Genomic DNA, 25193 nt, shown 5'->3' with positions numbered 1-25193 from the left:
TGCCAGTCCCGAGGAGCTGTACGACATGAGCGCCGACACGCGACCACGGCTGATCGAGACCATCGGCCGCAAGCGGCTTTCGTTCCGGGAGTGGCGCGGACACCGCCCGTTCTGGGGCGGCATGCTGACTCTGCTGGCCGGCATCCCGATCATGTACATCCCTTACGCGAATCTCACGATCGGTTCCCTGACCGTCCGCATGGCGACCACCGCCGGCGCCGGCTCGCTGATCATCGGCGTACTGCTGGTCGTGCTCGGTCTGACCATGTGGTTCCAGCCCGCCTCGCGCGTCTTCGCGGGCGTGGCGGCGATTCTGCTCTCCCTGGTCTCCCTGGTCGTCTCGAACTTCGGCGCCTTCCTGATCGGCTTCCTCCTGGGGCTGATCGGCGGCGCGCTGGGAGTCTCCTGGGCGCCGGGCAAGGCCGACCGGAGCGCTGACGACGCCGAGCAGCCGGCCCCCAGGACGATCGCCGGACCGGTGGTCGCCACGCACCCCGCGCCGGCCGACGGTCCCGGGTCGGGCAACGGACTGGACGACCTGTCAGGAACGAGCCCGACCAACGGAACGAACGGGAGGCACCGTGCCGGGTGACGAGCTGCACGAGGAGAGCGCAGCCGCCGGGGCGAGAACCGGGCCGAGGCACGCGGCTCCGAGGAAGCCGCTGCTGACTCGGCTCCACGTGCCGGCCGGCAAGGCGATAGCCATTGCGGCCATGCCGTCCGCCGTGCTCATGGGCATGGGGCTCACGCCCCAGATGGCGATCGCCAAGCCGGCGCCGCCCAAGAGCCCCTTCAAGGACGGCCCGTGCGTCACCGCCCCGGACAAGGTGGACGACAAGGACGCCAAGTCCAAGGACGGTAAGGCGGACAAGAAGGACGACGCGCAGGGCAAGGACGACACCAAGCCGTCCGGCGGGCCCTCCGCCTCGCCCTCGCCCTCGGCCGGCAAGGACGCCGGTCAGGCGCCCGCGCCGTCCGGCTCCTCGAAGACCGACGAGCCCTCGGGCTCCGCGACCCCGTCGCCGTCGGCCTCCGAGGACAAGAAGGACGACGGCGGTCTGCTGGGCGGCATCGGTGACGCGCTCGGCGGTCTCCTCGGCGGCGACAAGGCGGATGACGCCGACAAGTCGTCGGACTCGCCGAGCCCCTCGGCCTCCGCGTCCGACGCGCCGAGCCCCTCGCCCTCCGCGTCCAAGGACTCCGGCTCCGTCGCCGACAAGGTCACCAAGCCGGTCAAGGACACGGTCGACGGCCTCAAGGACGGCGCCGGCAAGGCCGGGGACGCCGTCAAGAACGGGTCGAAGACGGTCAACGACACCGTCCACGGCGCGGTGGGCGCGGCGGACAACGCCCTGCCCGGCGGCGGCCTGGACGGCAAGGACGCCGGCGGCAAGAAGTCCTTCCCCTGCGTCGTCGAGAACAAGCAGAAGGGCGAGGACGAGCAGACCCCCGCCACCCTGCCGGACGACCCCTGGCACCTGGAGTCCAGCGCGCTCACCCTGCGCGGCCTGAACTACGAGGGCGTCGTCAACGTCCGGACACAGAACGGCCACACCAAGCAGGCCCTGAAGTTCACCGCCGACAGCGTCGACATCGGCGATCTGCACCAGATCGTCGACGACCCGGCGTCCGGGAAGAAGTACCACGTCCAGGGGGCCGGGGGCTCGACGTCCACGATCCGCGGCGGCAAGGTGACGATGTACACCGAGCGGCTGCAGGGCAACCTCTTCGGGCTGATCCCGATCGTCTTCGACCCCGAGCACCCGCCGCCGATCAACGTCCCGTTCGCCTACTTCACCAAGGTGAAGATCGACCAGGCGGGCCAGTTCGGCGGCAACCTCCACATCCCGGGTCTGCACCAGTCGATCACCGACTGAGATCGCCGGCGCGGGCCGGGGAACACCGACCCTTCCGGGAGCCGCACGAAACGGCGGTGGGCCGTCCCCTCACGGGGGCGGCCCACCGCCGTTTCGCGTGCCGGAGGCGTCAGCCCTGCTCGCCGCCGAGGTGGTGCACCCGGACCATGTTGGTGGTGCCAGGGACGCCGGGGGGCGAACCGGCGGTGATCAGCATGGTGTCGCCCTCGCTGTAGCGCTTGAGCTTGAGCAGCTCGGCGTCGACCAGGTCGACCATGGCGTCGGTGTTGTCGACGTGCGGCACGACGAAGGCGTCGACGCCCCAGCTCAGGGTGAGCTGGTTGCGGGTGGACGCCTCGGTGGTGAAGGCCAGGATCGGCTGGGCCGCGCGGTAGCGGGAGAGCCGGCGGGCGGTGTCACCGGACTTGGTGAAGGCGATCAGCGCCTTGCCGTCCAGGAAGTCCGCCATCTCGCACGCCGCACGGGCCACCGAACCGCCCTGCGTACGCGGCTTCTTGCCGGGCACCAGCGGCTGCAGGCCCTTGGAGAGCAGTTCCTCCTCGGCCGCCTCGACGATCTTCGACATCGTCTTGACGGTCTCGATCGGGTAGGCGCCGACGGACGACTCGGCGGAGAGCATGACCGCGTCGGCGCCGTCGAGGATGGCGTTGGCGACGTCGGACGCCTCGGCGCGGGTCGGCCGGGAGTTGGTGATCATGGACTCCATCATCTGGGTCGCGACGATCACCGGCTTGGCGTTCCTGCGGCACAGCTCCACCAGGCGCTTCTGCACCATCGGGACCTTCTCCAGCGGGTACTCCACCGCCAGGTCGCCGCGGGCGACCATGACGGCGTCGAAGGCCATCACGACCTCCTGCATGTTGGCGACCGCCTGCGGCTTCTCGACCTTGGCGATGACCGGGACCCGGCGGCCCACCTCGTCCATGACGCGGTGCACGTCCTGGACGTCCTTGGCGTCCCGCACGAAGGACAGCGCGACCATGTCGCAGCCCATCTTCAGGGCGAACTTGAGGTCCTCGATGTCCTTCTCGGACAGCGCGGGGACGTTCACCGCGGCGCCGGGCAGGTTGATGCCCTTGTGGTCGGAGATGACCCCGCCCTCGATGACGATGGTGCGCACCCGCGGGCCGTCGATCTCGACGACCTGGAGCGCGACGTTGCCGTCGTTGATCAGGACCGGGTCGCCCTTGGAGACGTCGCCGGGCAGGCCCTTGTACGTCGTGCCGCAGATGGTGCGGTCGCCGGCCACGTCCTCGGTGGTGATGACGAACTCGTCGCCGCGCACCAGCTCCACCGGGCCGTCGGCGAAGGTCTCCAGACGGATCTTGGGGCCCTGGAGGTCGGCCAGGACGCCGACCGCGCGGCCGGTCTCCTCGCTGGCCTTGCGGAGGCGGTGGTACCGCTCCTCGTGCTCCGGCTGGGTCCCGTGGCTCATGTTGAAACGGGCCACATTCATGCCGGCCTCGATCAGCGTCTTCAGCTGGTCGTAGGAGTCGACGGCGGGGCCCAGGGTGCAGACGATTTTGGAACGGCGCATGCGCAGAATCCTATCGGTTTGTTTAGCTGCGGAATATTTCGGTAGGCGGAAACACCGAGTGCTAGGCGCTGACCAGGGCGTATGTCTGCTGGGCGATCTCCAGTTCCTCGTCGGTCGGCACCACGGCCACCGCGACCCGGGCGTATTCGGGCGAGATCAGCCGGGGCTCGCCGGACCGTACGGCGTTGAGCGAGGCGTCCACGGCCAGGCCCATCTCCTCCAGGCCCGCGACGGCCGCCTCGCGCACCGGGGCGGCGTTCTCCCCGACGCCGGCGGTGAACGCCACCGCGTCGACCCGGCCGAGCACCGCGCTGTAGGCGCCGATGTACTTCTTCAGCCGGTGTATGTAGATGTCGAAGGCGAGCGCGGCCCGCTCGTCGCCCTCGTCGATCCGGCGCCGGATCTCCCGCATGTCGTTGTCGCCGCACAGCCCGACCAGCCCGCTCTTCTTGTTGAGCAGCACGTCGACCTCGTCCTCCGACATCCCCGCCACCCGCTTGAGGTGGAAGGTGACCGCCGGGTCGATGTCGCCGGAGCGGGTGCCCATGACCAGGCCCTCCAGCGGCGTCAGGCCCATCGAGGTGTCTACGCAGCGGCCGCCGGCGACCGCCGAGGCGGAGGCGCCGTTGCCCAGGTGGAGCACGATCACATTGACCTCGGCGGGGTCCTTGCCGAGCAGCTCGGCGGTCTTGCGCGAGACGTAGGCGTGCGAGGTGCCGTGGAAGCCGTAGCGGCGGATACGGTGCGCGTCGGCGGTCGCCACGTCGATGGCGTAGCGGGCCGCGTGCTCCGGCATCGTGGTGTGGAAGGCGGTGTCGAAGACCGCGACCTGCGGCAGGTCGGGGCGCAGCGCCCGCGCGGTGCGGATGCCGGTGAGGTTGGCCGGGTTGTGCAGCGGGGCGACCGGCACCAGCCGCTCGATCTCCTTCAGCACCGCGTCGTCGATCACGGTCGGCTCGGTGAACTTCAGGCCGCCGTGCACCACCCGGTGCCCGATCGCGGCCAGCTCGGGGGAGTCCAGGCCGAGCCCGTCGGCGGCCAGCTCGGCGCCGACGGCCTTCAGCGCGGCCTCGTGGTCGGCTATCGGGCCTTCGGTCTCGCGCTTGTCGCCGCCGGCGGCCAGCGGGGTGTGGGTCAGGCGCGAGGTCTCCTCGCCGATCCGCTCGACCAGGCCGACGGCGAGGCGGCCCGCGCCGGAGCCGCTGTTCGACTGTGTGTCGGTCATGTCGAGCAGCTGGTACTTCAGCGAGGAGGAGCCGGAGTTGAGGACGAGGACGCGGGTGGCGGTGGCAGTCATGGAGGGCTTTCCGGTGGGTGCGGGGACGGGAGGGCGGCCGGGTCAGGCGGTGTGGCCGGCGCCGGGGCGGGCGCCCTGCGCCTGGATGGCGGTGATGGCCACGGTGTTGACGATGTCCTGGACCAGGGCGCCGCGCGAGAGGTCGTTGACCGGCTTGCGCAGCCCCTGCAGGACCGGGCCGACGGCGACCGCACCGGCCGAGCGCTGCACGGCCTTGTAGGTGTTGTTGCCGGTGTTGAGGTCGGGGAAGATCAGCACGGTGGCCTTGCCGGCCACGTCGGAGTCGGGGAGCTTGGTCTGCGCGACCGCCGCGTCCACCGCCGCGTCGTACTGGATCGGGCCCTCGACCAGCAGATCGGGGCGCAGCTCGCGGACGATCTCGGTGGCCTTGCGGACCTTGTCGACGTCCGCGCCGGAGCCGGAGGTGCCGGTGGAGTACGACAGCATCGCGATCCGCGGCTCGACGCCGAACTGGGCGGCGGTGGCGGCCGACTGGATGGCGATGTCCGCCAGCTGTTCGGCGTCCGGGTCCGGGTTGACCGCGCAGTCGCCGTAGACCAGGACGCGGTCGGCCAGGCACATGAAGAACACCGAGGACACGATCTGGGCGCCCGGCTTGGTCTTGATGATCTCGAAGGCGGGCCGGATGGTGGCGGCGGTGGAGTGCACCGCGCCGGAGACCATGCCGTCGGCCAGCCCCTCCTGGACCATCAGGGTGCCGAAGTAGGAGACGTCCGCGACCACGTCGAAGGCCAGCTCGATGCTGACGCCCTTGTGGGCGCGCAGCGCGGCGTAGCGCTCGGCGAACCGCTCGCGCAGCTCGGAGGTCTGCGGGTCGATGATCTGGGCGCCGGTCAGGTCGATGGCCAGGTCGGCGGCGCGCTTGCGGATCGCCTCCTCGGTGCCCAGCAGCGTCAGGTCGCAGACGTCGCGGCGCAGCAGCACGTCGGCGGCCCGCAGCACCCGCTCCTCGTCACCCTCGGGGAGGACGACCCGGCGGCGGCCGGAGCGGGAGCGCTCGATCAGCTCGTGCTCGAACATCATCGGCGTGACCCGGCCGGAGCGGGCGACGGAGATGCGGTTGGTCAGCTCCACGGTGTCCACATGCCGCTCGAAGAGGCCGAGCGCGGTCTCCGCCTTGCGCGGCGAGGCGGCGTTCAGCTTGCCCTCGATCGCGAACAGCTCGGCCGCGGTCGGGAAGGAGCCGCCGGGTACGGAGACGACCGGGGTGCCGGGGGCGAGCCGGGCGGCCAGCGCCATGATGTCGGGGCCGGGCCGCTCGTCGAGCGTGAGCAGCACCCCGGCGATCGGCGGGGCGCCGGCGCTGTGCGCGGCGAGCGAGCCGATGACCAGGTCCGCCCGGTCGCCGGGGGTCACCACGAGCGCGCCGGGGGTCAGCGCCTTGAGGAAGGTCGGCAGCATGGCGCCGCCGAAGACGAAGTCCCTGGCGTCCCTGGCGAGCCCCGAGTCGTCGCCGAGCAGCACCTCGGCGCCGAGGGCGTGCACGATCTGGCCGACGGTCGGCGCGGAGAGCGAGCCGTCCTCGGGCAGCGCGTAGCAGGGCACGGGGAGCCGGGCGGAGAGCCGGTCGACGACCGCCTCGCGGAGTTCGGGGGCGACCCGGTTGACGATCATGGCGACGACGTCGCAGCCCAGCGAGTGGTAGGCGGTGTAGGCGTTGCGGGCCTCGGCGCGTACGGACTCGGCCTCCTGGCCCTGGCCGCCGACGACGGCCAGCACGGCGGCGCCGAACTCGTTGGCGAGCCGGGCGTTGAGGTTCAGCTCGGCCGGGAGGCTGGTGGCCGCGTAGTCCGAGCCGAGGACCAGGACGTACTCGTAGTCCCTGGCCACGGCGTGAAAGCGGTCGACGAGCCGGGAGACCAGCTCGTCGGTGCCGCGTTCGGCCTGGAGGGCGGCGGCCTCCGCGTAGCGCAGGCCGTACACGCTGTCGGGGGACTGGGTGAGCCGGTAGCGGGACCGCAGCAGCTGGAAGAGCCGGTCGGGTCCGTCGTCGTGGATCAGCGGGCGGAAGACCCCCACCCGGTCGACATGGCGGGTCAGCAGTTCCATGACCCCCAGCTCGACGACCTGGCGGCCGTCGCCGCGGTCGATCCCGGTCACGTACACGCTCCGCGTCACGCGTGCTCTCCGATCCACTCGATGGCCACAAGGTCAAATTCAGCCGTTATTGTTGGCTTGCCCCTCTTGACAATACCTGCGTGTGTAGCTAAGTCGCTCCTCCAGTTTCCCTTGCCCGATACGGGCGAGGACAGTAGGGGTGGGGCCTGTGGACGAGGGGGACGGCCGGCCGGCCCGTGAAACAATCGGACCGGCTCACACGAACCGACAGCGAGCACAGGAGACACAGCACGATGCGTATCGGAGTCCTCACCGCAGGCGGCGACTGTCCTGGCCTGAACGCTGTGATCCGGTCTGTCGTCCACCGCGCGCTCACCGGACACGACGACGAGGTCATCGGCTTCGAGGACGGCTTCAAGGGTCTGCTCGAAGGCCGTTTCCGCAAGCTCGACCTCGACGCGGTCAGCGGCATCCTCGCCCGCGGCGGCACCATCCTCGGCTCGTCCCGGCTGGAGCGCAACCGCCTGCGCGAAGCCTGCGAGAGGTCCAAGGACCTCTCCAAGGACTACGGCATCGACGTCCTGATCCCGATCGGCGGCGAGGGCACCCTCACCGCCGCCCGGATGCTCGCGGACGCCGGGATGCCGGTCGTCGGCGTCCCCAAGACCATCGACAACGACATCTCCTCCACCGACCGCACCTTCGGCTTCGACACCGCCGTCGGGGTCGCCACGGAGGCGATCGACCGCCTCAAGACCACCGCGGAGTCGCACCAGCGGGTCATGGTGGTCGAGGTGATGGGACGGCACGCCGGCTGGATCGCGCTGGAGTCGGGGATGGCCGGTGGCGCCCACGGCATCTGCCTGCCCGAGCGTCCCTTCGATGTGAACGACCTGGTCACGATGGTCGAGGAGCGGTTCGCCCGGGGCAAGAAGTTCGCGGTCGTCTGCGTCGCCGAGGGGGCCCACCCGGCCGAGGAGACCATGGACTACAAGAAGGGCGCGATCGACCAGTTCGGCCACGAGCGGTTCAGCGGCATCGGCAACCACCTCGCCGTCGAGCTGGAGAAGCGCCTGGGCAAGGAGGCCCGCCCGGTCATCCTCGGCCACGTCCAGCGCGGCGGCACCCCCACCGCGTACGACCGGGTGCTCGCCACCCGCTTCGGCTGGCACGCCGTCGAGGCCGCGCACCGCGGCGACTTCGGCCGGATGACCGCGCTGCGCGGCACCGACATCACGATGGTGCCGCTGCACGAGGCGGTCACCGAGCTCAAGACGGTGCCCGCGTGGCGGATGGACGAGGCCGAGTCGGTCTTCTGAGCCCGGCTGCTTCCCGGGAACACCAACAGCGGCGCGCCTGCCCTCGGTCGAGGGCGGGCGCGCCGCCTTTGTGGGGGGTGGCGGTCAGGCGGTCACTGGGCGCCGATGGCCTCCAGCATGTTCAGCCGGGCCGCGCGGCGGGCCGGCCAGAGCGCGGCCAGCACCCCCACGGCCGCCGCGATCAGCACGAACAGCGCGAGCCGGCCCCAGGGCAGCAGCAGCTCGTAGGTGGGCAGGCCCTTGCTGATCAGGTGGCCGACGGCCCAGGAGCAGAAGACCCCCACCGCGATGCCCAGGCCCGCGCCGAACAGCGCGATGACCACCGACTCCAGCCGGACCATCTGCTTGATGCCGCTGCGGGCCAGCCCGATCGCCCGCAGCATCCCGATCTCGCGGGTCCGCTCGAAGACCGACATGGCGAGGGTGTTGACGACGCCCACCACCGCGATGATGACGGCCATGCCCAGCAGCCCGTAGGAGACGTTGACCACCATGTCGATGTTCGCGGCGTTCTCCTTGCGCAGGTCGTCGTGGTTCTGGACCTTCAGCAGCGGGCTGTCGCCGAGGGTGTGCCGGATCTGCTTCTCCAGCCCCTCCGACGGGCCGTCCTGGGCCTTGACCAGCAGCGTCTCGACCTTCGGCTCGACCTGGTGCGGCGCCGCCAGTGAGGCGGTGCCGATCGAGTCGCCGATCAGCTCGTTGTCCGCGTAGATTCCGACGATCTTGAGCTTCGCCTTCTTCTTGTCGAAGAAGGTGGCGTCCAGGGTGTCGCCGGTGTGCCAGCCCTTCATCTTGGCCATCTCCTGGGAGACCGCGATGTCATTGCCCCCGGCGCCGGTCAACGAGCCGCTGATGAAGTCCAGTTGGGTGACCTTGCCGATCGCGCCGAGGTCGGTGCCCATCAGGCTCATGGTGGAGTCGGGGGTCTGGAAGCCCGTGCCGCGCAGCGGAGCCGTCGCCTCGACGCCCGGGATGTCCGCCACCTTCCGCGACAGCTCGGGGTCCAGACCGGAGGACGTGGTCCCGATCTTGTAGTCGGCCTTCAGCCCCTGTGCCGTCATCTTGTCCATGGCCTGCCCGGCCGAGTTCCCGACGACCGTCATACCGGTGATCAGGGTGAGGCCGATCATCAGCGCCGAGGCGGTCGCCGCCGTACGGCGGGGGTTGCGCAGCGTGTTCTCCTTGGCCAGCTTGCCGCTGATGCCGAAGAGCCGGGTGGTGACGACGCCCGCCAGCGAGACCAGCGGCCGGGACAGCAGCGGCGCGAGGATGATGACGCCGGTCAGCGTCAGGATGCCGCCCACCATCGCGATCGGCATGTCGTCGGACTTCTCCAGTGTGGAGACGTAGAACATGGTCGCGACGCCGAGGCCGGTGATGACCGCGCCGAGGGAGTTGCGGAGCACCAGGCTGCGCAGTGCCGGCGGCGCCTCGACGGTGTTGAGCGCCTCCACCGGGGCGATCTTCGCCGCCTTGCGGGACGGCAGCCAGGCGGCCAGCACGGTCACCACGACGCCCACACCGAGCGCGGAGAGCACCGCGGCCGGGCTGATGATGACCGGACCGTCCGGGAAGCCCGCGCCATTGGCTTCGAGCACCGCCCGCAGACCCACGGCGAGGCCGATGCCCAGCGCGAATCCGACGGCCGACGAGATCAGGCCCAGCAGGGCCGCCTCCGCGAGGACCGAGCGCACCACCTGACGGCGGGAGGCGCCGATCGCACGCATCAGGGCGATCTCCCGGCTGCGCTGGGAGATCAGCATGGTGAAGGTGTTGGCGATGATGAAGACGCCGACGAACAGCGCGATCCCGGCGAAGGTCAGCAGCGTCTGGGTCAGGGCCTTGTTCTGGCCGGCGACCATCTTGGACTGCTCGGCGGCGAGCTCGGTGCCGCTGGTCGCCGTGGCGCGGTTCTTGGGCAGCACCTCGTCGACCTTGGCGGTCAGCGCCTGCTGATCGGCGCCGGGCGCGGCACCGATCACCAGCTCGTCGAACTGACCGGGGTGCAGGAACAGCTTCTGCGCGGTGGCGGTGTCGAAGAGCGTCAGGCTGCCGCCCGCGGTGACCTGCGGGTCGTCGGTGGAGACGATGCCGACCAGCCGCTTCGTCAGCACCGGGCCGTCGGTGGCGAGCCGCACGGAGTCACCGATCTTGCGGCCGGACGCCTTCGCGGTCGCCTCGTCCAGCGCGACCTCGTCGTCGGCGGCCGGTCCGCGGCCCCGCAGCAGCGGGTAGCGGGGGTCGTGGCCGTCCTTGTCCGGCTGGAAGTTGGCGGCGAGGTTCTGCCAGTCGTTGCCGAGCGGCGCATTGTCCGGGCCGGCGACGGTGGCCGTCCCGTTGACGTTGCGGCGTACGGACTGCACGCCGGGCAGTGCGCGGATGGTGTCGGCCAGCTTCTCGTCGACAAGGGTGGTCCGCTTGCCGTCCTTGCCGGTGTCCGGGCCGTCCTCGGGGGCGACGGCCTGGACGGAGACGGCCACTCCGTCGAGGTTCTTCTCGGACGCCTTCTTGACGGCCGAGCCGACGGTGTCGCTGAAGATGAGGGTGCCGGCGACGAAGGCGACGCCGAGCAGGACCGCGAGCGCGGTCATCATCAATCGGGCTTTGTGCGCAAGGACGTTGCGCAGGGCGGTACGCAGCATGGTGGTGGTGTCAGTCCTGGTCCGGTGGCTCGGGATGAGGGGCGGCGCGCGGGGAGCGCGGCGGGGCGGTGCGCCGGTGTCAGCTGGTACGGCCCTTGGAGTCGAAGAGCCGCATCCGGTCCAGGACGGCGTCCGCGGTGGGGTCGTCGAGCTCCTCGACGATCCGGCCGTCCGCGAGGAAGACCACCCGGTCCGCGTAGCCCGCGGCGACCGGGTCATGGGTGACCATCACGACCGTCTGCTCCATCGCCCGCACCGACTCCCGCAGGAAGCCCAGCACTTCGGCGCCGGAGCGGGAGTCGAGGTTGCCGGTCGGCTCGTCGGCGAAGATGATCTCCGGCTGGGCGGCCAGCGCGCGGGCGACCGCGACCCGCTGCTGCTGGCCGCCGGAGAGCTGCGCCGGCCGGTGCGCGAGCCGTCCGGACAGGCCGACGGTCTCGATGACCGCGTTGAGCCACTCCCGGTCGGGCTTGCGGCCCGCGATGTCCATCGGCAGCGTGATGTTCTCCAGCGCGGACAGCGTCGGCAGCAGGTTGAACGCCTGGAAGATGAAGCCGATCTTGTCCCGGCGCAGCCGCGTGAGCTGCTTGTCGTTCAGCGACCCGAGTTCCACGTCGCCGATCCGGGCCGAGCCGGAGGAGATCGTGTCCAGGCCCGCCATGCAGTGCATCAGCGTGGACTTTCCGGAGCCGGAGGGGCCCATGATCGCGGTGAACCGGGCCTTGCGGAAATCGACCGAGACGGAGTCCAGCGCGACCACGCGGGTCTCCCCCTGGCCGTAGACCTTGTTCAGGTCCGTGGCGCGGGCGGCGACGGCGGCGCCGGCGCGAGTGGAGGCGGGGGAGCCGGGAAAACCCGGAAGGGCGGCCGCGTGGGACACGGGGAACTCCTGGAGAAGGGACGGAAAAAGCGATGTCCTCATTCTCGAATGCGCAGGCCGGGCCGGTCCTCGCCCGCAGGGACCGAAAGCCGCACCGGCCGGAAGTGCCATCACCGGGCCCGGCGTCATTCTCCAGACGGACACCGCTCCGTCCGGGGACCGAGGGTGCGTCTCGGGGTTTCCCCTTACGGGGCCGGGAAAAGGGCCTTTCTCAGTGCCGCGATTCGCCGGCCCGCGCCCAGAATTCCGCGAGGATGCCGTCGAGAAAGGCCCGCCCGGCCCGGCCGGATTCCTCGGCACGGGGCGAGTCGCCCCAGTGGAGCGTAGCCGTCATGGTCGCCTGATAGTCGCGGTGCAGCCCTTGCAGGACGGCCTGGAGCCGCGCCTTGGGCAGGGGGACGATCTTGCCGACCGGCCGGACGCAGCCCTGCCAGCGGGTGGTGGCGGCGCTGGTCAGCAGGGCGGTCAGCTTCTCGTCCCGGCCGGTGAAGCGGATCAGCGCGGGCAGCGGCAGCCGCAGCGCCTCGGCGAGCGCCGCGGCCTGCCGGTCGTTGCCGCTCCACTTCCCGCCGGTCTCCAGGCGTTCGTACGCGGCCCGGTCCATGCCGATGCGCAGCGCGAGGTCCCCCGGGGCGAGGCCGCGGGCGAGGCGGTGGGCGCGCAGGGTGTCCGGCGCGTCGAGCAGCTCGCCCGGCGCGCACCACAGCGCGCCGGCCAGCGCGGTCAGTTCGGCCTCGGTGGGGGCGCCCTCGCCCCGTTCCCAGGACGCCACCGTGGCCGGCGCCACCGGTAGGCCGAAGGCGGCCCGGATGCCGTAGGCGACATGGGCGGGGGTCATTCCGAGGGCCTCGCGCAGCCGGCGGGCGGCCCCGGCCTGGAAAGGGGTTCTGCTCGGCTCCCCGGCGGGCGTGTTCATCGGCACACGGTAGGTGACGGCCGGGCTCCGCCCCTATGGTGCGGATGCCCAAGCCGGAAAGTCGTAGGAAGCTCCTAGACGGCCGGTTTCCGCTGCGGACGTGCGGTTTTCCGGCCGACCGGCCACGAGCGGCGGACTGCTGAAAGCAGGTCGCCGGCCGCAGCAGGCCACCGGCCGCCGCCGGTCAGTGGCCCGACCACCGGTAGCGCAGTTCCGGGCGGCCGACCTGGCCGTACTGGGGCGCGCGGGCCGCACGCCCGCTCTCCACGAGGTGTTCGAGGTAACGGCGGGCGGTGATCCGGGAGATGCCCACGTCGGCGGCCGCCTCGGTCGCCGTCAGCCCGCTCCCCGCGGCCCGCAGCACCTCGGTCACCGCCTGCAGGGTGGCCGCGGTCAGCCCCTTGGGCAGCGCGGCCGGACGCGGGGCGCGCAGCGCGGCGATCGCCCGGTCCACCTCGTCCTGTCCGCTCGCCTCGCCGGTGGTGGCGCGGAACTGGGCGTAGCGGGTGAGCCGGTCGCGCAGGGTCGCGAAGGTGAACGGCTTCAGCACGTACTGCACCACGCCCAGCGAGACGCCCTCGCGCACCATCGCCAGGTCCCGGGCGGAGGTGACCGCGATGATGTCGGCGGTGTGGCTGGCCGCGCGCAGCGTGCGCACCAGCTGCAGCCCGTGGCCGTCGGGCAGGTAGAGGTCGAGCAGCAGCAGATCGACGGCGTGCGTTTCGAGGTGGCGGCGGGCGTCGCCGCCGGAGTGGACGGTCCCGGACACCGTGAAGCCGGGCACCCGCCCCACGTACAGGGCGTGCGCGTCGGCGGCGACCGGATCGTCCTCGACGACCAGGACCCGGATCCGGGCGGCGGTCATGCCGTCGCCCCCGCCCGCAGCGGCAGCCGTACGGTGAACCGCGCGCCGCCGCCGGGGGTCCGGTCCAGGACGACGGTGCCGCCGTTGCGGCGTACCGCCTGCTGGACCAGGGCCAGGCCCAGACCGCGGCCCCGGGCGGGCGCGTCCTGCCCGTGCTTGGTGCTCCAGCCGCGCCGGAAGATCTCCTCGGCGGCTTCCGCGGACACCCCGGGGCCGTTGTCCGCGACCCGCAGCAGCAGTTCGCCGCCGTCCGCCCGCGCCGTGACGCGCACCCGCGGCGGCTCGGCGGCGGTGTGCTCCGGGGTGGGCGCGGCGGCGTCCAGGGCGTTGTCGAGGAGGTTGCCCAGCACCGTCACCAGGTCACGGGCGGGCAGTCCGGGCGGCAGCAGCCCGTCGTCGATCCGGCTGTCGGGGGTCAGGGTCAGCTCCACGCCGCGCTCGTTGGCCTGCGCGGCCTTGCCGAGCAGCAGCGCGGCGAGCACCGGCTCGGCGACCGCGCCGACGACCTGGTCGGTCAGCGCCTGCGCCAGCTCCAGCTCCGCGGTCGCGAACTCCACGGCCTCCTCGGCCCGCCCCAGTTCGATCAGCGAGACCACGGTGTGCAGCCGGTTGGCGGCCTCGTGGGCCTGTGAGCGCAGCGCCTCGGTGAAACCGCGCACCGAGTCCAACTCGCCGGACAGCGCCTGGAGTTCGGTGTGATCGCGCAGGGTCACGACGCTGCCGCGCCGCTCCCCGCCGGAGACCGGCGCGGAGTTGACGACCAGCACCCGCTCGTGGGTCAGCTGCAGTTCGTCGACGCGGGGGCCGGGTGCCAGCAGCGCCTCGGTCAGCGGCTGCGGCAGCCCCAGCTCGGTGACCAGGCGGCCCACCGCGTCGTCCGACAGCCCCAGCAGCTCCCGCCCGCCGTCGTTGATCAGGGCGACCCTGCGCTGCCCGTCGAGCATCAAGAGCCCCTCGCGCACGGCGTGCAGCGCGGCCTGGTGGTACTCGTGCATCCGGCCGAGCTCGGCCGCGTTCATCCCGTGGGTGTGGCGCCGCAGCCGGGCGTTGATCACGTACGTCCCCAGGCCGCCGAGCGCCAGCGCCCCGGCGGCCACGCCCACCAGGGCCAGGACCTGGTTGCGCAGCTGCTCGCTGATCGTCTCGATGGTGATCCCGGAGCTGACCAGGGCCGTGATCCGGCCGCCGCGCTGTGGATCGCGGACCGGCGCGACGACCCGTACGGACGGCCCGAGCACCCCCATGTGCGTCTCGGGGAAGACCGTGCCGTGCAGCGCGGGGCCGATGTGCCCCAGGTACTTCTTGCCGATCGCGGAGGGCTCGGGGTGCGTCCAGCGGGTCCCGTCCGGGGCCATCACCACCACGAAGTCGACGCCGGCGTCGTACCGCAGCCGCTCGGCGTACGGCTGCAGCGCGGCGGTCGGGTTCTTGGTGCGGGCCGCGGCCACCACCGCGGGGGAGTCGGCGACGGCGGTGGCCGCCGCGGTCGCCTGCCGCCGCGCGGTCTCCTCGGCCTGCCGCCCGGCGCTGACGTACGCGAAGAGCGCACAGCCCATGACGACCACCGCCACCAGCACGACCTGCATGGCGAACAGCTGCCCGGCGAGGCTGCGGGGGCCGCGCAGCCGTCGGGAGGGGCGGGGTCGGGGGAGTCGCATACGCAACAGTCTGCACGGTCGCCCGGGAACCGTCCGCGCGGTCACTTTTACGTGAACGAAATGTACGCAAGGGTGACGGGCGCCACAGCGGCGTGCATAGTCGCCGGGACTTGTTGTGTGGCAGAGCCGCAGATCAGCGCACAGCCGTAGACCGAGGAGGCAGCCGTGTCCGCACAGACCCCGCCGCGTGGGGGTACCACGGAGGAGAGCGCGCCGGTGAAGCGCGACCGGACCCACTTCCTCTATATCGCCGTGATCGGCGCGGTGCTGCTCGGCATCCTCGTGGGCTTCGCCGCCCCCGGCGTCGCCGTCCAGCTCAAGCCGCTGGGCACCGGGTTCGTGAACCTCATCAAGATGATGATCTCGCCGGTCATCTTCTGCACCATCGTGCTGGGCGTCGGCTCGGTGCGGAAGGCGGCCAAGGTCGGCGCGGTCGGCGGACTGGCCCTCGGCTACTTCATGGTGATGTCCACCGTGGCGCTCGCCATCGGCCTGGTCGTCGGCAACCTGCTGGACCCCGGCTCCGGCCTCCATCTGACCGAGTCCGTCCGGCACGCGGGCCACGCCCAGACCGAGGGCGGCGGGGAGTCGCTGTCCGAGTTCCTGCTCGGCATGATCCCCACCACGCTGCTCTCCGCCTTCACCCAGCAGGAGGTGCTCCAGACGCTGCTGGTGGCGCTCCTGGTCGGCTTCGCGCTGCAGGCGCTGGGCACGGCGGGCGAGCCGGTGCTGCGCGGGGTCGGGCACCTGCAGAAGCTGGTCTTCCGGGTGCTGTCCATGATCATGTGGGCGGCGCCGGTGGGGGCCTTCGGCGCCATCGCCGCGGTGGTCGGCGAGACCGGCCTGGACGCGCTGAAGTCGCTCGCCGTCATCATGATCGGCTTCTACCTCACCTGTCTGCTGTTCGTGATCGTGGTGCTCGGCGCGCTGCTCCGGCTGGTCGCCAAGGTCAGCATCTTCCAGCTGCTGAAGTACCTCGGCCGGGAGTTCCTGCTGATCCTGTCCACCTCCTCCTCGGAGTCGGCGCTGCCCCGGCTGATCGCGAAGATGGAGCACCTGGGCGTCAGCCGGCCGGTGGTCGGCATCACCGTCCCCACCGGCTACAGCTTCAACCTCGACGGCACCGCCATCTACCTGACGATGTCCTCGCTGTTCGTGGCCGAGGCGATGGGCAAGCCGCTGCCGCTCGGGCAGCAGATCTCGCTGCTGGTGTTCATGGTCATCGCCTCGAAGGGTGCGGCGGGCGTCACCGGCGCGGGCCTGGCGACCCTGGCCGGCGGCCTGCAGTCGCACCGCCCCGAACTGGTCGACGGCGTGGGCCTGATCGTCGGCATCGACCGCTTCATGAGCGAGGCGCGGGCCCTGACCAACTTCGCCGGCAACGCGGTGGCCACCGTCCTGGTCGGCACCTGGACCAAGGAGATCGACAAGGCCCGGGTGACGGAGGTGCTGGCCGGCCGGATGCCGTTCGACGAGAAGACGCTGGCCGACGAGGCCGCCCCGGAGCCGGCCGTCGCCGAGGTCGCCGGGCCGCGGGACGGCGAGGCGGAGAAGACGTCCGCGAAGGTCTGATCCGCCGGTGCGGGAGGGCCGAAGGGGCGGGTGCCGGACAGGGCACCCGCCCCTTCGGCGCGACCGGGCGGGAGTCCGGCGGGGGCCGACAGCCAGCAGATGCAGGCGGTCGGGACGGCCCGGTCAGGACGGCCGTAGCCAGAGCGTGGCGAGTGGGGGGAGGACGGTGGAGACGGAGGTGGCGCGGCCGTTCCAGGAGGTCGGTTCGGTCGTGAGGGGGCCGGGGTTGGCGATGCCGCTGCCGCCGTAGCGCGCGTCGTCGGTGTTGAGCACCTCCCGCCAGGCGGGGACCGCGCCCGGGACGCCGAGCCGGTAGCCGTGGCGGACGACCGGGGAGAAGTTGGTGACCGAGATCAGCGGGGAGCCGTCGGCGGCGAAGCGCAGGAAGGAGAAGACGTTGTCCTCGCTCGCGTCGCCGTCGATCCAGGAGAAACCGGCCGGGTCGGTGTCGCGCTCCCACAGCGCGGGCGTGGCGGCGTAGCGGCGGTTCAGGTCGCGGACGAGGTCGCGCACGCCCCGGTGGTCGGCCTCGGCCTCGTACGACGGGTCGAGCAGCCACCAGTCCGGCCCGTGGCGCTCCGCCCACTCCGCGCCCTGGGCGAACTCCTGCCCCATGAACAGGAGCTGCTTTCCGGGGTGGGCCCACATGAAGCCGAGGTAGGCCCGGTGGCTGGCGCGCTGCTGCCACCAGTCGCCGGGCATCTTCGACACCAGCGCGCGCTTGCCGTGCACCACCTCGTCGTGGGAGATGGGCAGCACATAGTTCTCGGAGTAGGCGTAGATCATCGAGAAGGTCATCTCGCCGTGGTGGTACTTGCGGTGCACCGGCTCCTTGGAGGCGTAGCCGAGGGAGTCGTGCATCCAGCCCATGTTCCACTTCAGTCCGAAGCCCAGCCCGCCGAAGCCGCCGGGGCCGACGTGGTGCGTGGCGCGGGTGACGCCGTCCCAGGCCGTGGACTCCTCGGCGATGGTGACGACGCCGGGGCAGCGGCGGTAGACCGTCGCGTTCATCTCCTGGAGGAAGGCGACCGCGTCGAGGTTCTCCCGCCCGCCGTGGACGTTCGGGGTCCAGTCGCCGTCCTCGCGCGAGTAGTCCAGGTAGAGCATCGAGGCGACGGCGTCCACCCGCAGGCCGTCGATGTGGAACTCCTCGCACCAGTACACGGCGTTGGCGACCAGGAAGTTGCGGACCTCGGTGCGGCCGTAGTCGAACTCCAGGGTGCCCCAGTCCGGGTGCGCGGCCCGCGCCGGGTCCTGGGGCTCGTAGAGCGGGCGGCCGTCGAACTCCGCCAGCGCCCAGTCGTCGCGCGGGAAGTGCGCCGGCACCCAGTCCATCAGCACACCGATGCCGGCCCGGTGCAGCGCGTCGACCAGGAACCGGAAGTCGTCGGGCGTGCCCATCCGGGCCGTGGGGGCGTAGAACCCGGTCACCTGATAGCCCCAGGAGCCGCCGAAGGGATGCTCGGCGACCGGCATGAACTCGACGTGGGTGAACCCCAGGTCCTTGACGTAGTTGGGGAGTTGGGCCGCGAGCTGGCGGTAGGTGAGGCCGGGGCGCCAGGAGGGCAGGTGCACCTCGTAGACCGAGAACGGCGCCTCGTGCACCGGGCGTTCGCCGCGCCGGGCCATCCAGTCGCCGTCCGTCCAGCGGTAGTGCGTGGCCTCCACCACCGAGGCATTGGCGGGCGGGCACTCGGTCCGCCGGGCCATCGGGTCGGCGCGCACGGTCCGCGAGCCGTCCGGCCGGGTGATCTCGAACTTGTAGAGCTCGCCCTCGCCGATGCCCGGGAGGAAAAGCTCCCAGACGCCCGAGGAGCCCAGCGAGCGCATCGGGTGGCCGGTGCCGTCCCAGTAGTTGAAGTCGCCGACGACCCGGACCCCCTGGGCGTTGGGCGCCCAGACCGTGAAGCGGGTGCCGCACACCCCCTGGTGCTCCATGATCCGCGCCCCGAGCGCCTGCCACAGCTGCTCGTGCCGGCCCTCACCGAGCAGGTGCAGGTCCAGTTCGCCCAGCGCCGGCAGGAAGCGGTAGGGGTCCGGCATCCGCAGCGGGTCGTCGCCGTAGTCGACCAGCAGCTCGTAGTCCGGGACGGTGCGCAGCGGCAGCACCCCGGCGAACAGCCCGTCGCCCTCGGCGGGCAGGGCGGCGCGCAGCCCCTTCGCCAGCACGGTGACGCTCTTGGCGCAGGGCCGCAGGACCCGGATGAGCAGCCCGCCGCGCACGGGGTGGGCGCCGAGCAGCGCGTGCGGGTCGTGATGGGCACCGCCCAGGAGCCGGCCGCGGTCCTCGGCGGACAGCGGGGCGGCGGCGCGGATCCCGTGGGTGCCGGTCCCCGGCGCGCCCGCACGGGCCGGGCCCGCGGGCGCGCCGGCCCGGCCGGGCGCCGTCGCCTCCCGGGGCACGACCGGGCGCGCGGGGGCGGTCCCGGCCGCGGGTCCGGCCGCAGGTCCGGCCGCGGATCGGCCCGCGGATCCGGCCGCGGTCCCGGCGAAGGTGCCGCGCGCGGCCGCCGCGGGGTCGCCCGCTGCCGGCCGGGGAGGCGCCGCGCGGCCGGACCGCCCCGCCGCGCTGTCGTCGGTCGCGCCCGGGGCGGGCGCGGTGTCGGGAGTGGTGGGACGGGACGGCGGGCGGGCGGTCACGAGAGGGCCTCCTCGGGGCGGGGCGGGGCGGGGCGGGGCGGGGCGTCGGTCGGGTCTCGGGGCGTACGGCGGCGGATCGGCGGTCGGTCGGCGGCCCCTCACCCCCGGCCGTCGTCGGACCCGGCGGCCCGGGCCGGGCCGGGCCCCTCGGCTCCCACGGCCGGCTCGTCGCCGGCCGCCAGCCGCCGGATGGCGGCCATCGGGACGGACAGCCAGTCGGGCCGGTGCCGGGCCTCGTAGAGCACCTCGTAGACGGCCTTGTCGGTCTCGTAGGCGCGCATCAGCTCGGGCACCGAGCGCGGATCGAGCCCGCCGGCCTCCGCGTAGCCCCGGCAGAAGGCGTCGCGGGTGCGCCGGGCCCACTCCAGCGCCCAGGGGTCGCCGCCGGCCGGGCCGCTGCGCGCGGCGTAGTCGAAGGACCGCAGCATCGCCGCGACGTCCCGCACCGCCGGCTGCGGCCGGCGCCGCTCGGCCAGCGGACGGGCCGGCTCGCCCTCGAAGTCGATCAGCGACCAGCGGCCCTCGTCGGCGGAGCGCAGCGTCTGGCCCAGGTGCAGGTCGCCGTGGATGCGCTGGGCGGCCCAGCTGCGGCCGTCGTGCCCGGTCGCGGCGAGCGCGTCGAAGGCGGTGCGCAGCCGGGCGCGGTAGGGCTGCAGCACGGGCACGGCGCGGGCGGTGGCGTCCAGCCGCTCGTGCATCTGGGCGGCGATCACCTCCAGCTGCGGGCGGCGCAGCTCGGTGGTGGGCAGGGTCTGGGCGAGCGCGGTGTGCACCTCGGCGGTGGCGTGGCCGAGCGCCCGCGCCGACCCGGTGAAGTCGGCGCGGACGGCCAGCGCGTTCAGCGCCAGCTGCCAGCCGTCCGCCGAGCCCGCCAGGAACGGCTGCAGCACGCCCAGCGTCGTCGCCTCGCCGCCCTCCCCGGCGGCCGCCGCCTCGTACCAGGCGGCGGGCGCGGGCACCCGTGCGCACTTGGCGTCCGCCAGCGCCCGCGGCAGCTCCAGATCGGGGTTGACGCCCGGTTCGATCCGCCGGAAGACCTTCAGGATGAAGGAATCGCCGTAGACGATCGAGGAGTTGGACTGCTCGACGGCGATCGGCCGGCCCGGCAGCCCGGAGGGGATGTCCGCGTCGGGCTCCCGGCAGAAGCGCAGCGCGCCCAGCCGGCCCGGCACCCGCAGCCGCTCCAGCAGCAGCGCGCACAGCCGGTTGTCGAGGAGCGCGTCGTAGACGGTGCGACCGTGCAGCGGGCCGCCGCCGGGGCGGCCGATCACCGCCGGCGCCAGCTGCGGCGACAGCGCCGGATGCACCCCCAGCAGGAGCTGGTAGCAGTCGCCGCCCACGGGGGTGCGGCTCGGCGGCGCGCTCTGCTGGGCGCGGACGAGCAGCAGCAGCAGGCCGGGGGCGCCGGGATCGGTGCACGGCAGCAGCTCGGTCGCCGAGAGCAGCGTGAAGCCGGTCAGCAGCCGCCCCTTGCCGGCGAACCAGCGCTGGCGTGGCACCCATTCGGTGAGCAGGGGTGCCAGCGAGGGCAGCAGCTCGGGTGCGCCGACGAGCGGGCGGTGATCAGGGGTGTTTCGGGTGGCACGGGTCGAGGCGGTGTCCGACATGGCGTCGCGTCCTTTCCCCGGGCACACGACATATAGGGCAAAGTGTCCCGGAATACGGCCCGGACTGTGCGATGGCGCGGTGGGGGTACCCCCAGACGGAGGCTGGTGGTGGTGCACCCGGACGGAGTCCGGGGGCGGCACCGGGCGAGCCCGTCCGTACGGCAGCGGCGATGCGGTGTGCCCTGCTCCGCTGCGCGGCGGATCCCCTCCCGGACCGGGGGCCGGCGGCGGCTCACCCGGCCCGGGCGATAGTAGGGAGGCTGCCCGAGCGAAAGGTCAAAAAACGCCCGTACGCGCCATGCGGCCGCGTACGGGCGTGTTTCCGGCACCCGTGCCCGGTCAGGGCGCCGGGACTAGCCGGAGTTCCTCCGCAGCCGGAACCAGTAGAACCCGTGACCCGCGAGGGTCAGCAGGTACGGCAGCTCCCCGATGGCCGGGAAGCGCACCCCGCCGATGAGTTCCACCGGATGGCGGCCGCTGAACGACCGCAGGTCCAGCTCGGTGGGCTGGGCGAAGCGCGAGAAGTTGTGCACGCACAGCACCAGGTCGTCGTCCGCGCCGCCGGCGCCCGGCGCCTCCCGCAGGAAGGCCAGCACCGCCGGATTGGTGGAGGACAGTTCGGTGTAGCTGCCGAGCCCGAACGCCGGGTTCTGCTTCCGGATCTCGATCATCCGGCGGGTCCAGTGCAGCAGCGAGGACGGCGAACTCATCGCCGCCTCCACATTGGTGACCTGGTATCCGTAGACCGGATCCATGATCGTCGGCAGGGAGAGCCGGCCAGGGTCGCAGGAGGAGAACCCGGCGTTGCGGTCCGGCGTCCACTGCATCGGGGTGCGCACCGCGTCGCGGTCGCCGAGCCAGATGTTGTCGCCCATGCCGATCTCGTCACCGTAATAGAGGATCGGCGACCCCGGCAGCGACAGCAGCAGCGCGGTGAACAGCTCGATCTGGTTGCGGTCGTTGTCGAGCAGCGGGGCCAGCCGCCGGCGAATGCCGATATTGGCGCGCATACGCGGGTCCTTGGCGTACTCCGCGTACATGTAATCGCGCTCTTCGTCCGTGACCATTTCGAGGGTGAGCTCGTCATGGTTGCGCAGGAAAATGCCCCACTGGCAGCCGGACGGAATGGCGGGGGTCTTGGCGAGGATTTCCGAGACCGGATAGCGCGATTCGCGCCGCACCGCCATGAAGATGCGCGGCATGACCGGGAAGTGAAAGGCCATATGACATTCGTCGCCGCCGACGCCGTAATCGCCGAAGTAGTCGACGACGTCCTCCGGCCACTGATTGGCCTCGGCCAGCAGCACGGTGTCCGGGTAATGGGCGTCGATCTCGGCGCGCACCCGCTTGAGGAAGGCGTGCGAGGCCGGCAGGTTCTCGCAGTTGGTGCCCTCCTCGGCGTAGAGGTAGGGCACCGCGTCCAGCCGGAAACCGTCGATCCCCAGGTCCAGCCAGAAGCGCAGGGCGGAGATCATCTCCTCCTGGACCGCCGGGTTCTCGTAGTTGAGGTCCGGCTGGTGGGAGAAGAACCGGTGCCAGAAGTACTGCTTGCGGACCGGGTCGAAGGTCCAGTTGGAGGCCTCGGTGTCGACGAAGATGATGCGGGCGTCCGGGTACTGCTTGTCGTCGTCGGCCCACATGTAATAGTCGCCGTACGGGCCCTCGGGGTCGGTGCGCGACTCCTGGAACCACGGGTGCTGGTCGCTGGTGTGGTTCATCACCATATCGATGATCACCCGCATGCCGCGGTGGTGGGCGGCATCCACGAATTCCACGAAGTCGGCCAGGTCGCCGAATTCGGGAAGCACCGCGGTGTAATCGGCGACATCATATCCGCCGTCGCGTAGCGGAGATTTGAAGAACGGCGGCAGCCAGAGACAGTCCACCCCCAGCCACTGCAGATAGTCGAGTTTGGCCGTGATGCCCTTGAGGTCGCCGATTCCGTCGCCGTTGCTGTCCTGGAAGGAGCGCACCAGGACTTCGTAGAAAACGGCCCGTTTGAACCAGTCGGGATCGCGGTCCTTCGCCGGGGTGTCCTCGAACGTGTCGGGGACAGGCTCATTGACGATCAATTGGGTGACCCTCCGATCGGTGAGGACGGTCGCAGCGACAGCACATGGGCGGGCGCGAGAGAGCGGCCCGGCTCCAGGCGCACATAGTTGTCCCTGCCCCAGTGGTAGGTGTCGCCGGTGAGCTCGTCGCGCACCGGAATGGACTCGTGCCGGCCGAGGCCGAGTTCCGGCATGTCCAACGACACCGTCGCCTCGTGGGTGTGGTGCGGGTCGAGGTTGACCACCGTGAGCACCGTGTCGGCCCGGTCGCCGTGCCCCTCGTGCTTGGAGAAGGCCAGGACGGCGTCGTTGTCGACGTGGTGGAAGCGCAGGTTGCGCAGCTGCTGCAGGGCGGGGTGCCGGCGGCGGATGCGGTTGAGCGTGGTGATCAGGGGGGCGATGGTGCGCCCCGCTCTGGCCGCCGCGTCCCAGTCGCGCGGCCTGAGCTGGTACTTCTCCGAGTCGAGGTACTCCTCGCTGCCGCGGCGCAGCGGCGTCGCCTCGCAGAGCTCGTAGCCGGCGTAGACGCCCCAGGTGGGGGAGAGGGTGGCGGCCAGGACGGCACGCACCTCGAAGGCGGCGCGGCCGCCCTCCTGGAGGTAGGCGTGCAGGATGTCCGGGGTGTTCACGAAGAAGTTGGGCCGCAGGTAGCCCGCGCTCTGGCCGGACAGCTCGGTGAGGTAGTCGGTCAGCTCCTGCTTGGTGTTGCGCCAGGTGAAGTACGTGTACGACTGGTGGAAGCCGATCCGGGCCAGGGTGTGCAGCATGGCCGGGCGGGTGAAGGCCTCGGCGAGGAAGAGCACGTCCGGGTCGGTGCGGTTGATCTCGCCGATCACCTTCTCCCAGAAGGCCACTGGCTTGGTGTGCGGGTTGTCCACCCGGAAGATCCGTACGCCCTTGCCCATCCAGAAGCGCAGCAGGCGCTCGGTCTCGCGGACCAGCCCGCGGAAGTCGGCGTCGAAGGCGATCGGGTAGATGTCCTGGTACTTCTTCGGCGGGTTCTCGGCGTAGGCGACCGAGCCGTCCGCGCGGCGGTGGAACCACTGCGGGTGCAGGGTGACCCAGGGGTGGTCGGGGGAGCACTGCAGGGCGAAGTCCAGGGCCACCTCCATCCGCAGCTCACGGGCGGTGCGGACGAAGTGGTCGAAGTCCTCGAAGGTGCCCAGGTCCGGGTGGAGGGCGTCATGGCCGCCGGCCGCGGAGCCGATGGCCCACGGGGAGCCGACGTCGTCCGGGCCGGCCGAGAGCGCGTTGTTGGGGCCCTTGCGGAACGCGGTGCCGATCGGGTGGACCGGCGGCAGGTAGACCACGTCGAAGCCCATGGCGGCGACGGCCGGCAGCCGGTCGGCGGCGGTGCGCAGGGTGCCGCTGACGAGGGTGCCGTCGGGGGCGACGGTGGCGCCCTCGGAGCGGGGGAAGAGCTCGTACCACGAGCCGTACAGGGCCCGCCGGCGCTCGACGACCAGCGGCATCGGACGCGAGACGGTGAGCAGCTCGCGCAGCGGATGGCGGTCCAGCGCCGCGACGACCTGGGGGGAGAGCGCCGCGGCGAGCCGGGTGGCGGCGGGCAGCTCGGGGTTGCGCAGGGTGTCCACGGCGCTGAGCACCGACTCCCGCCCGTCGCTCTTGGGGACCTCGGCGGCGGCCCGCTCGTGGAGGTCGGCGCCCTCGGCGAGCACCAGCTCGGTGTCGATGCCCGCCGGGATCTTCACGGCGGCGTGCCGGCGCCAGGTGGTGACCGGATCGGACCACGCCTCGACGGTGAACGACCAGCGGCCCTCGACGCCGGGGGTGACCTCGGCGCTCCACCGGTCGGTGCCGGGCGCCCGCTCCCGCATCGGGGTCCACGGGCCGCAGCGGCCGGCCGGATTGCGCAGCACCACGTTGGCCGCGACGGCGTCGTGGCCTTCGCGGAAGACGGTGGCCGAGACTTCGAAGGTCTCGCCCACCACCGCCTTCGCCGGGCGGCGGCCGCAATCGATCTGCGGGCGGATGTCCAGAACAGGAATGCGACCGATCATGGGCTCACCTGAGTTTGTGGCGCTTTGCTGGATTTTGTCCTTTGTATCCGCTCTGCGGCTGGGGGACCGGGTGCGGGCATGAGCGCTCCTGTCCGCTTTCACTCTGCTGGCGGATGGCGCGGCGGGGCGGGTCGGCGCTCCCCCGGCCTCCGGTCGGTGGTTCCCCCGATGCATCGTGCGCTGGTGTGCGGTGCGGGTGGGGACGGGCGTACCCGGTGAGCCGTCCCGCGGG

16 protein-coding genes are annotated in these 25193 nt (G+C 72.0%); 4 read left to right on the top strand and 12 right to left on the bottom strand.

Annotated features, from left to right (window positions below; genetic code table 11):
• The first annotated feature begins 25 nt into the window (after positions 1-25).
• Positions 26-592, top strand: a complete 567-nt coding sequence (locus tag K7396_RS11425; protein WP_086716890.1) for a DUF6114 domain-containing protein — start codon at positions 26-28, stop codon at positions 590-592.
• A complete protein-coding gene (locus K7396_RS11420) occupies positions 582-1877 on the top strand; it encodes a hypothetical protein (RefSeq protein ID WP_086716889.1) in 1296 nt (431 codons plus the stop codon). The genes K7396_RS11425 and K7396_RS11420 overlap by 11 nt, the downstream gene beginning before the upstream one ends.
• A 109-nt stretch (positions 1878-1986) precedes the next feature.
• On the opposite strand, the gene pyk is transcribed toward K7396_RS11420, so the two are convergent.
• From pyk to pta, 3 genes are all read right to left on the bottom strand, one after another.
• Positions 1987-3414, bottom strand: coding sequence for a pyruvate kinase (pyk, locus tag K7396_RS11415; protein WP_086716888.1), 1428 nt, complete (start codon positions 3412-3414; stop codon positions 1987-1989).
• Between the two features lie 61 nt (positions 3415-3475).
• Positions 3476-4711: an acetate kinase gene (locus tag K7396_RS11410; protein WP_086716887.1), complete on the bottom strand. Its 1236-nt coding sequence runs from the start codon at positions 4709-4711 to the stop codon at positions 3476-3478.
• 42 nt (positions 4712-4753) lie between these two features.
• Positions 4754-6850: a phosphate acetyltransferase gene (gene pta, locus K7396_RS11405; RefSeq protein WP_086716886.1), complete on the bottom strand. Its 2097-nt coding sequence runs from the start codon at positions 6848-6850 to the stop codon at positions 4754-4756.
• A gap of 233 nt (positions 6851-7083) precedes the next feature.
• Between pta and K7396_RS11400 the strand changes: the two genes are divergently transcribed.
• Positions 7084-8109 (top strand): ATP-dependent 6-phosphofructokinase, encoded by a 1026-nt coding sequence (locus K7396_RS11400; RefSeq protein WP_086716885.1) that lies wholly within the window; start codon positions 7084-7086, stop codon positions 8107-8109.
• A gap of 92 nt (positions 8110-8201) precedes the next feature.
• Here the strand turns inward: K7396_RS11400 and K7396_RS11395 are convergent, their stop codons facing one another.
• The 5 genes from K7396_RS11395 to K7396_RS11375 form a co-directional block, all read right to left on the bottom strand.
• Positions 8202-10751, bottom strand: a complete 2550-nt coding sequence (locus K7396_RS11395; RefSeq protein ID WP_086716884.1) for an ABC transporter permease — start codon at positions 10749-10751, stop codon at positions 8202-8204.
• Positions 10752-10830: 79 nt separating this feature from the next.
• A complete protein-coding gene (locus tag K7396_RS11390; RefSeq protein WP_223659879.1) occupies positions 10831-11631 on the bottom strand; it encodes an ABC transporter ATP-binding protein in 801 nt (266 codons plus the stop codon).
• A 211-nt stretch (positions 11632-11842) separates the two neighbouring features.
• Positions 11843-12553, bottom strand: a complete 711-nt coding sequence (locus tag K7396_RS11385; protein ID WP_086716883.1) for a helix-turn-helix domain-containing protein — start codon at positions 12551-12553, stop codon at positions 11843-11845.
• 178 nt (positions 12554-12731) lie between these two features.
• On the bottom strand, positions 12732-13412 hold the full coding sequence (locus K7396_RS11380; RefSeq protein ID WP_086716882.1) for a response regulator: 681 nt from the start codon (positions 13410-13412) through the stop codon (positions 12732-12734).
• Positions 13409-15070 carry a sensor histidine kinase gene (locus K7396_RS11375; protein ID WP_152104588.1) on the bottom strand — a complete coding sequence of 554 codons (1662 nt, stop codon included), beginning with the start codon at positions 15068-15070 and terminating at the stop codon, positions 13409-13411. Before K7396_RS11375 ends, K7396_RS11380 begins: the two co-directional genes overlap by 4 nt.
• 165 nt (positions 15071-15235) lie before the next feature.
• On the opposite strand from K7396_RS11375, the gene K7396_RS11370 reads away from it, so the two are divergent.
• Positions 15236-16642 (top strand): cation:dicarboxylate symporter family transporter, encoded by a 1407-nt coding sequence (locus tag K7396_RS11370; protein WP_086721540.1) that lies wholly within the window; start codon positions 15236-15238, stop codon positions 16640-16642.
• A 123-nt stretch (positions 16643-16765) separates the two neighbouring features.
• Here the strand turns inward: K7396_RS11370 and glgB are convergent, their stop codons facing one another.
• The 4 genes from glgB to K7396_RS11350 form a co-directional block, all read right to left on the bottom strand.
• A complete protein-coding gene (glgB, locus tag K7396_RS11365; RefSeq protein ID WP_174886915.1) occupies positions 16766-19282 on the bottom strand; it encodes a 1,4-alpha-glucan branching enzyme in 2517 nt (838 codons plus the stop codon).
• A 98-nt stretch (positions 19283-19380) separates the two neighbouring features.
• A complete protein-coding gene (locus K7396_RS11360) occupies positions 19381-20889 on the bottom strand; it encodes a maltokinase N-terminal cap-like domain-containing protein (protein ID WP_152104589.1) in 1509 nt (502 codons plus the stop codon).
• Positions 20890-21242: 353 nt separating this feature from the next.
• On the bottom strand, positions 21243-22961 hold the full coding sequence (gene treS / locus K7396_RS11355; protein ID WP_086716686.1) for a maltose alpha-D-glucosyltransferase: 1719 nt from the start codon (positions 22959-22961) through the stop codon (positions 21243-21245).
• The gene (locus K7396_RS11350) at positions 22958-24961 is read right to left on the bottom strand and encodes an alpha-1,4-glucan--maltose-1-phosphate maltosyltransferase (protein ID WP_086716685.1); all 2004 of its coding nucleotides are present in this window, start codon (positions 24959-24961) and stop codon (positions 22958-22960) included. Before K7396_RS11350 ends, treS begins: the two co-directional genes overlap by 4 nt.
• Positions 24962-25193 lie beyond the last annotated feature (232 nt).

It is taken from the genome of Streptomyces angustmyceticus (assembly GCF_019933235.1).
Lineage (GTDB): Bacteria > Actinomycetota > Actinomycetes > Streptomycetales > Streptomycetaceae > Streptomyces > Streptomyces angustmyceticus.
Note: the sequence above shows the minus strand (reverse complement) of the source record. Positions and strands in the feature narration are given on the sequence as shown.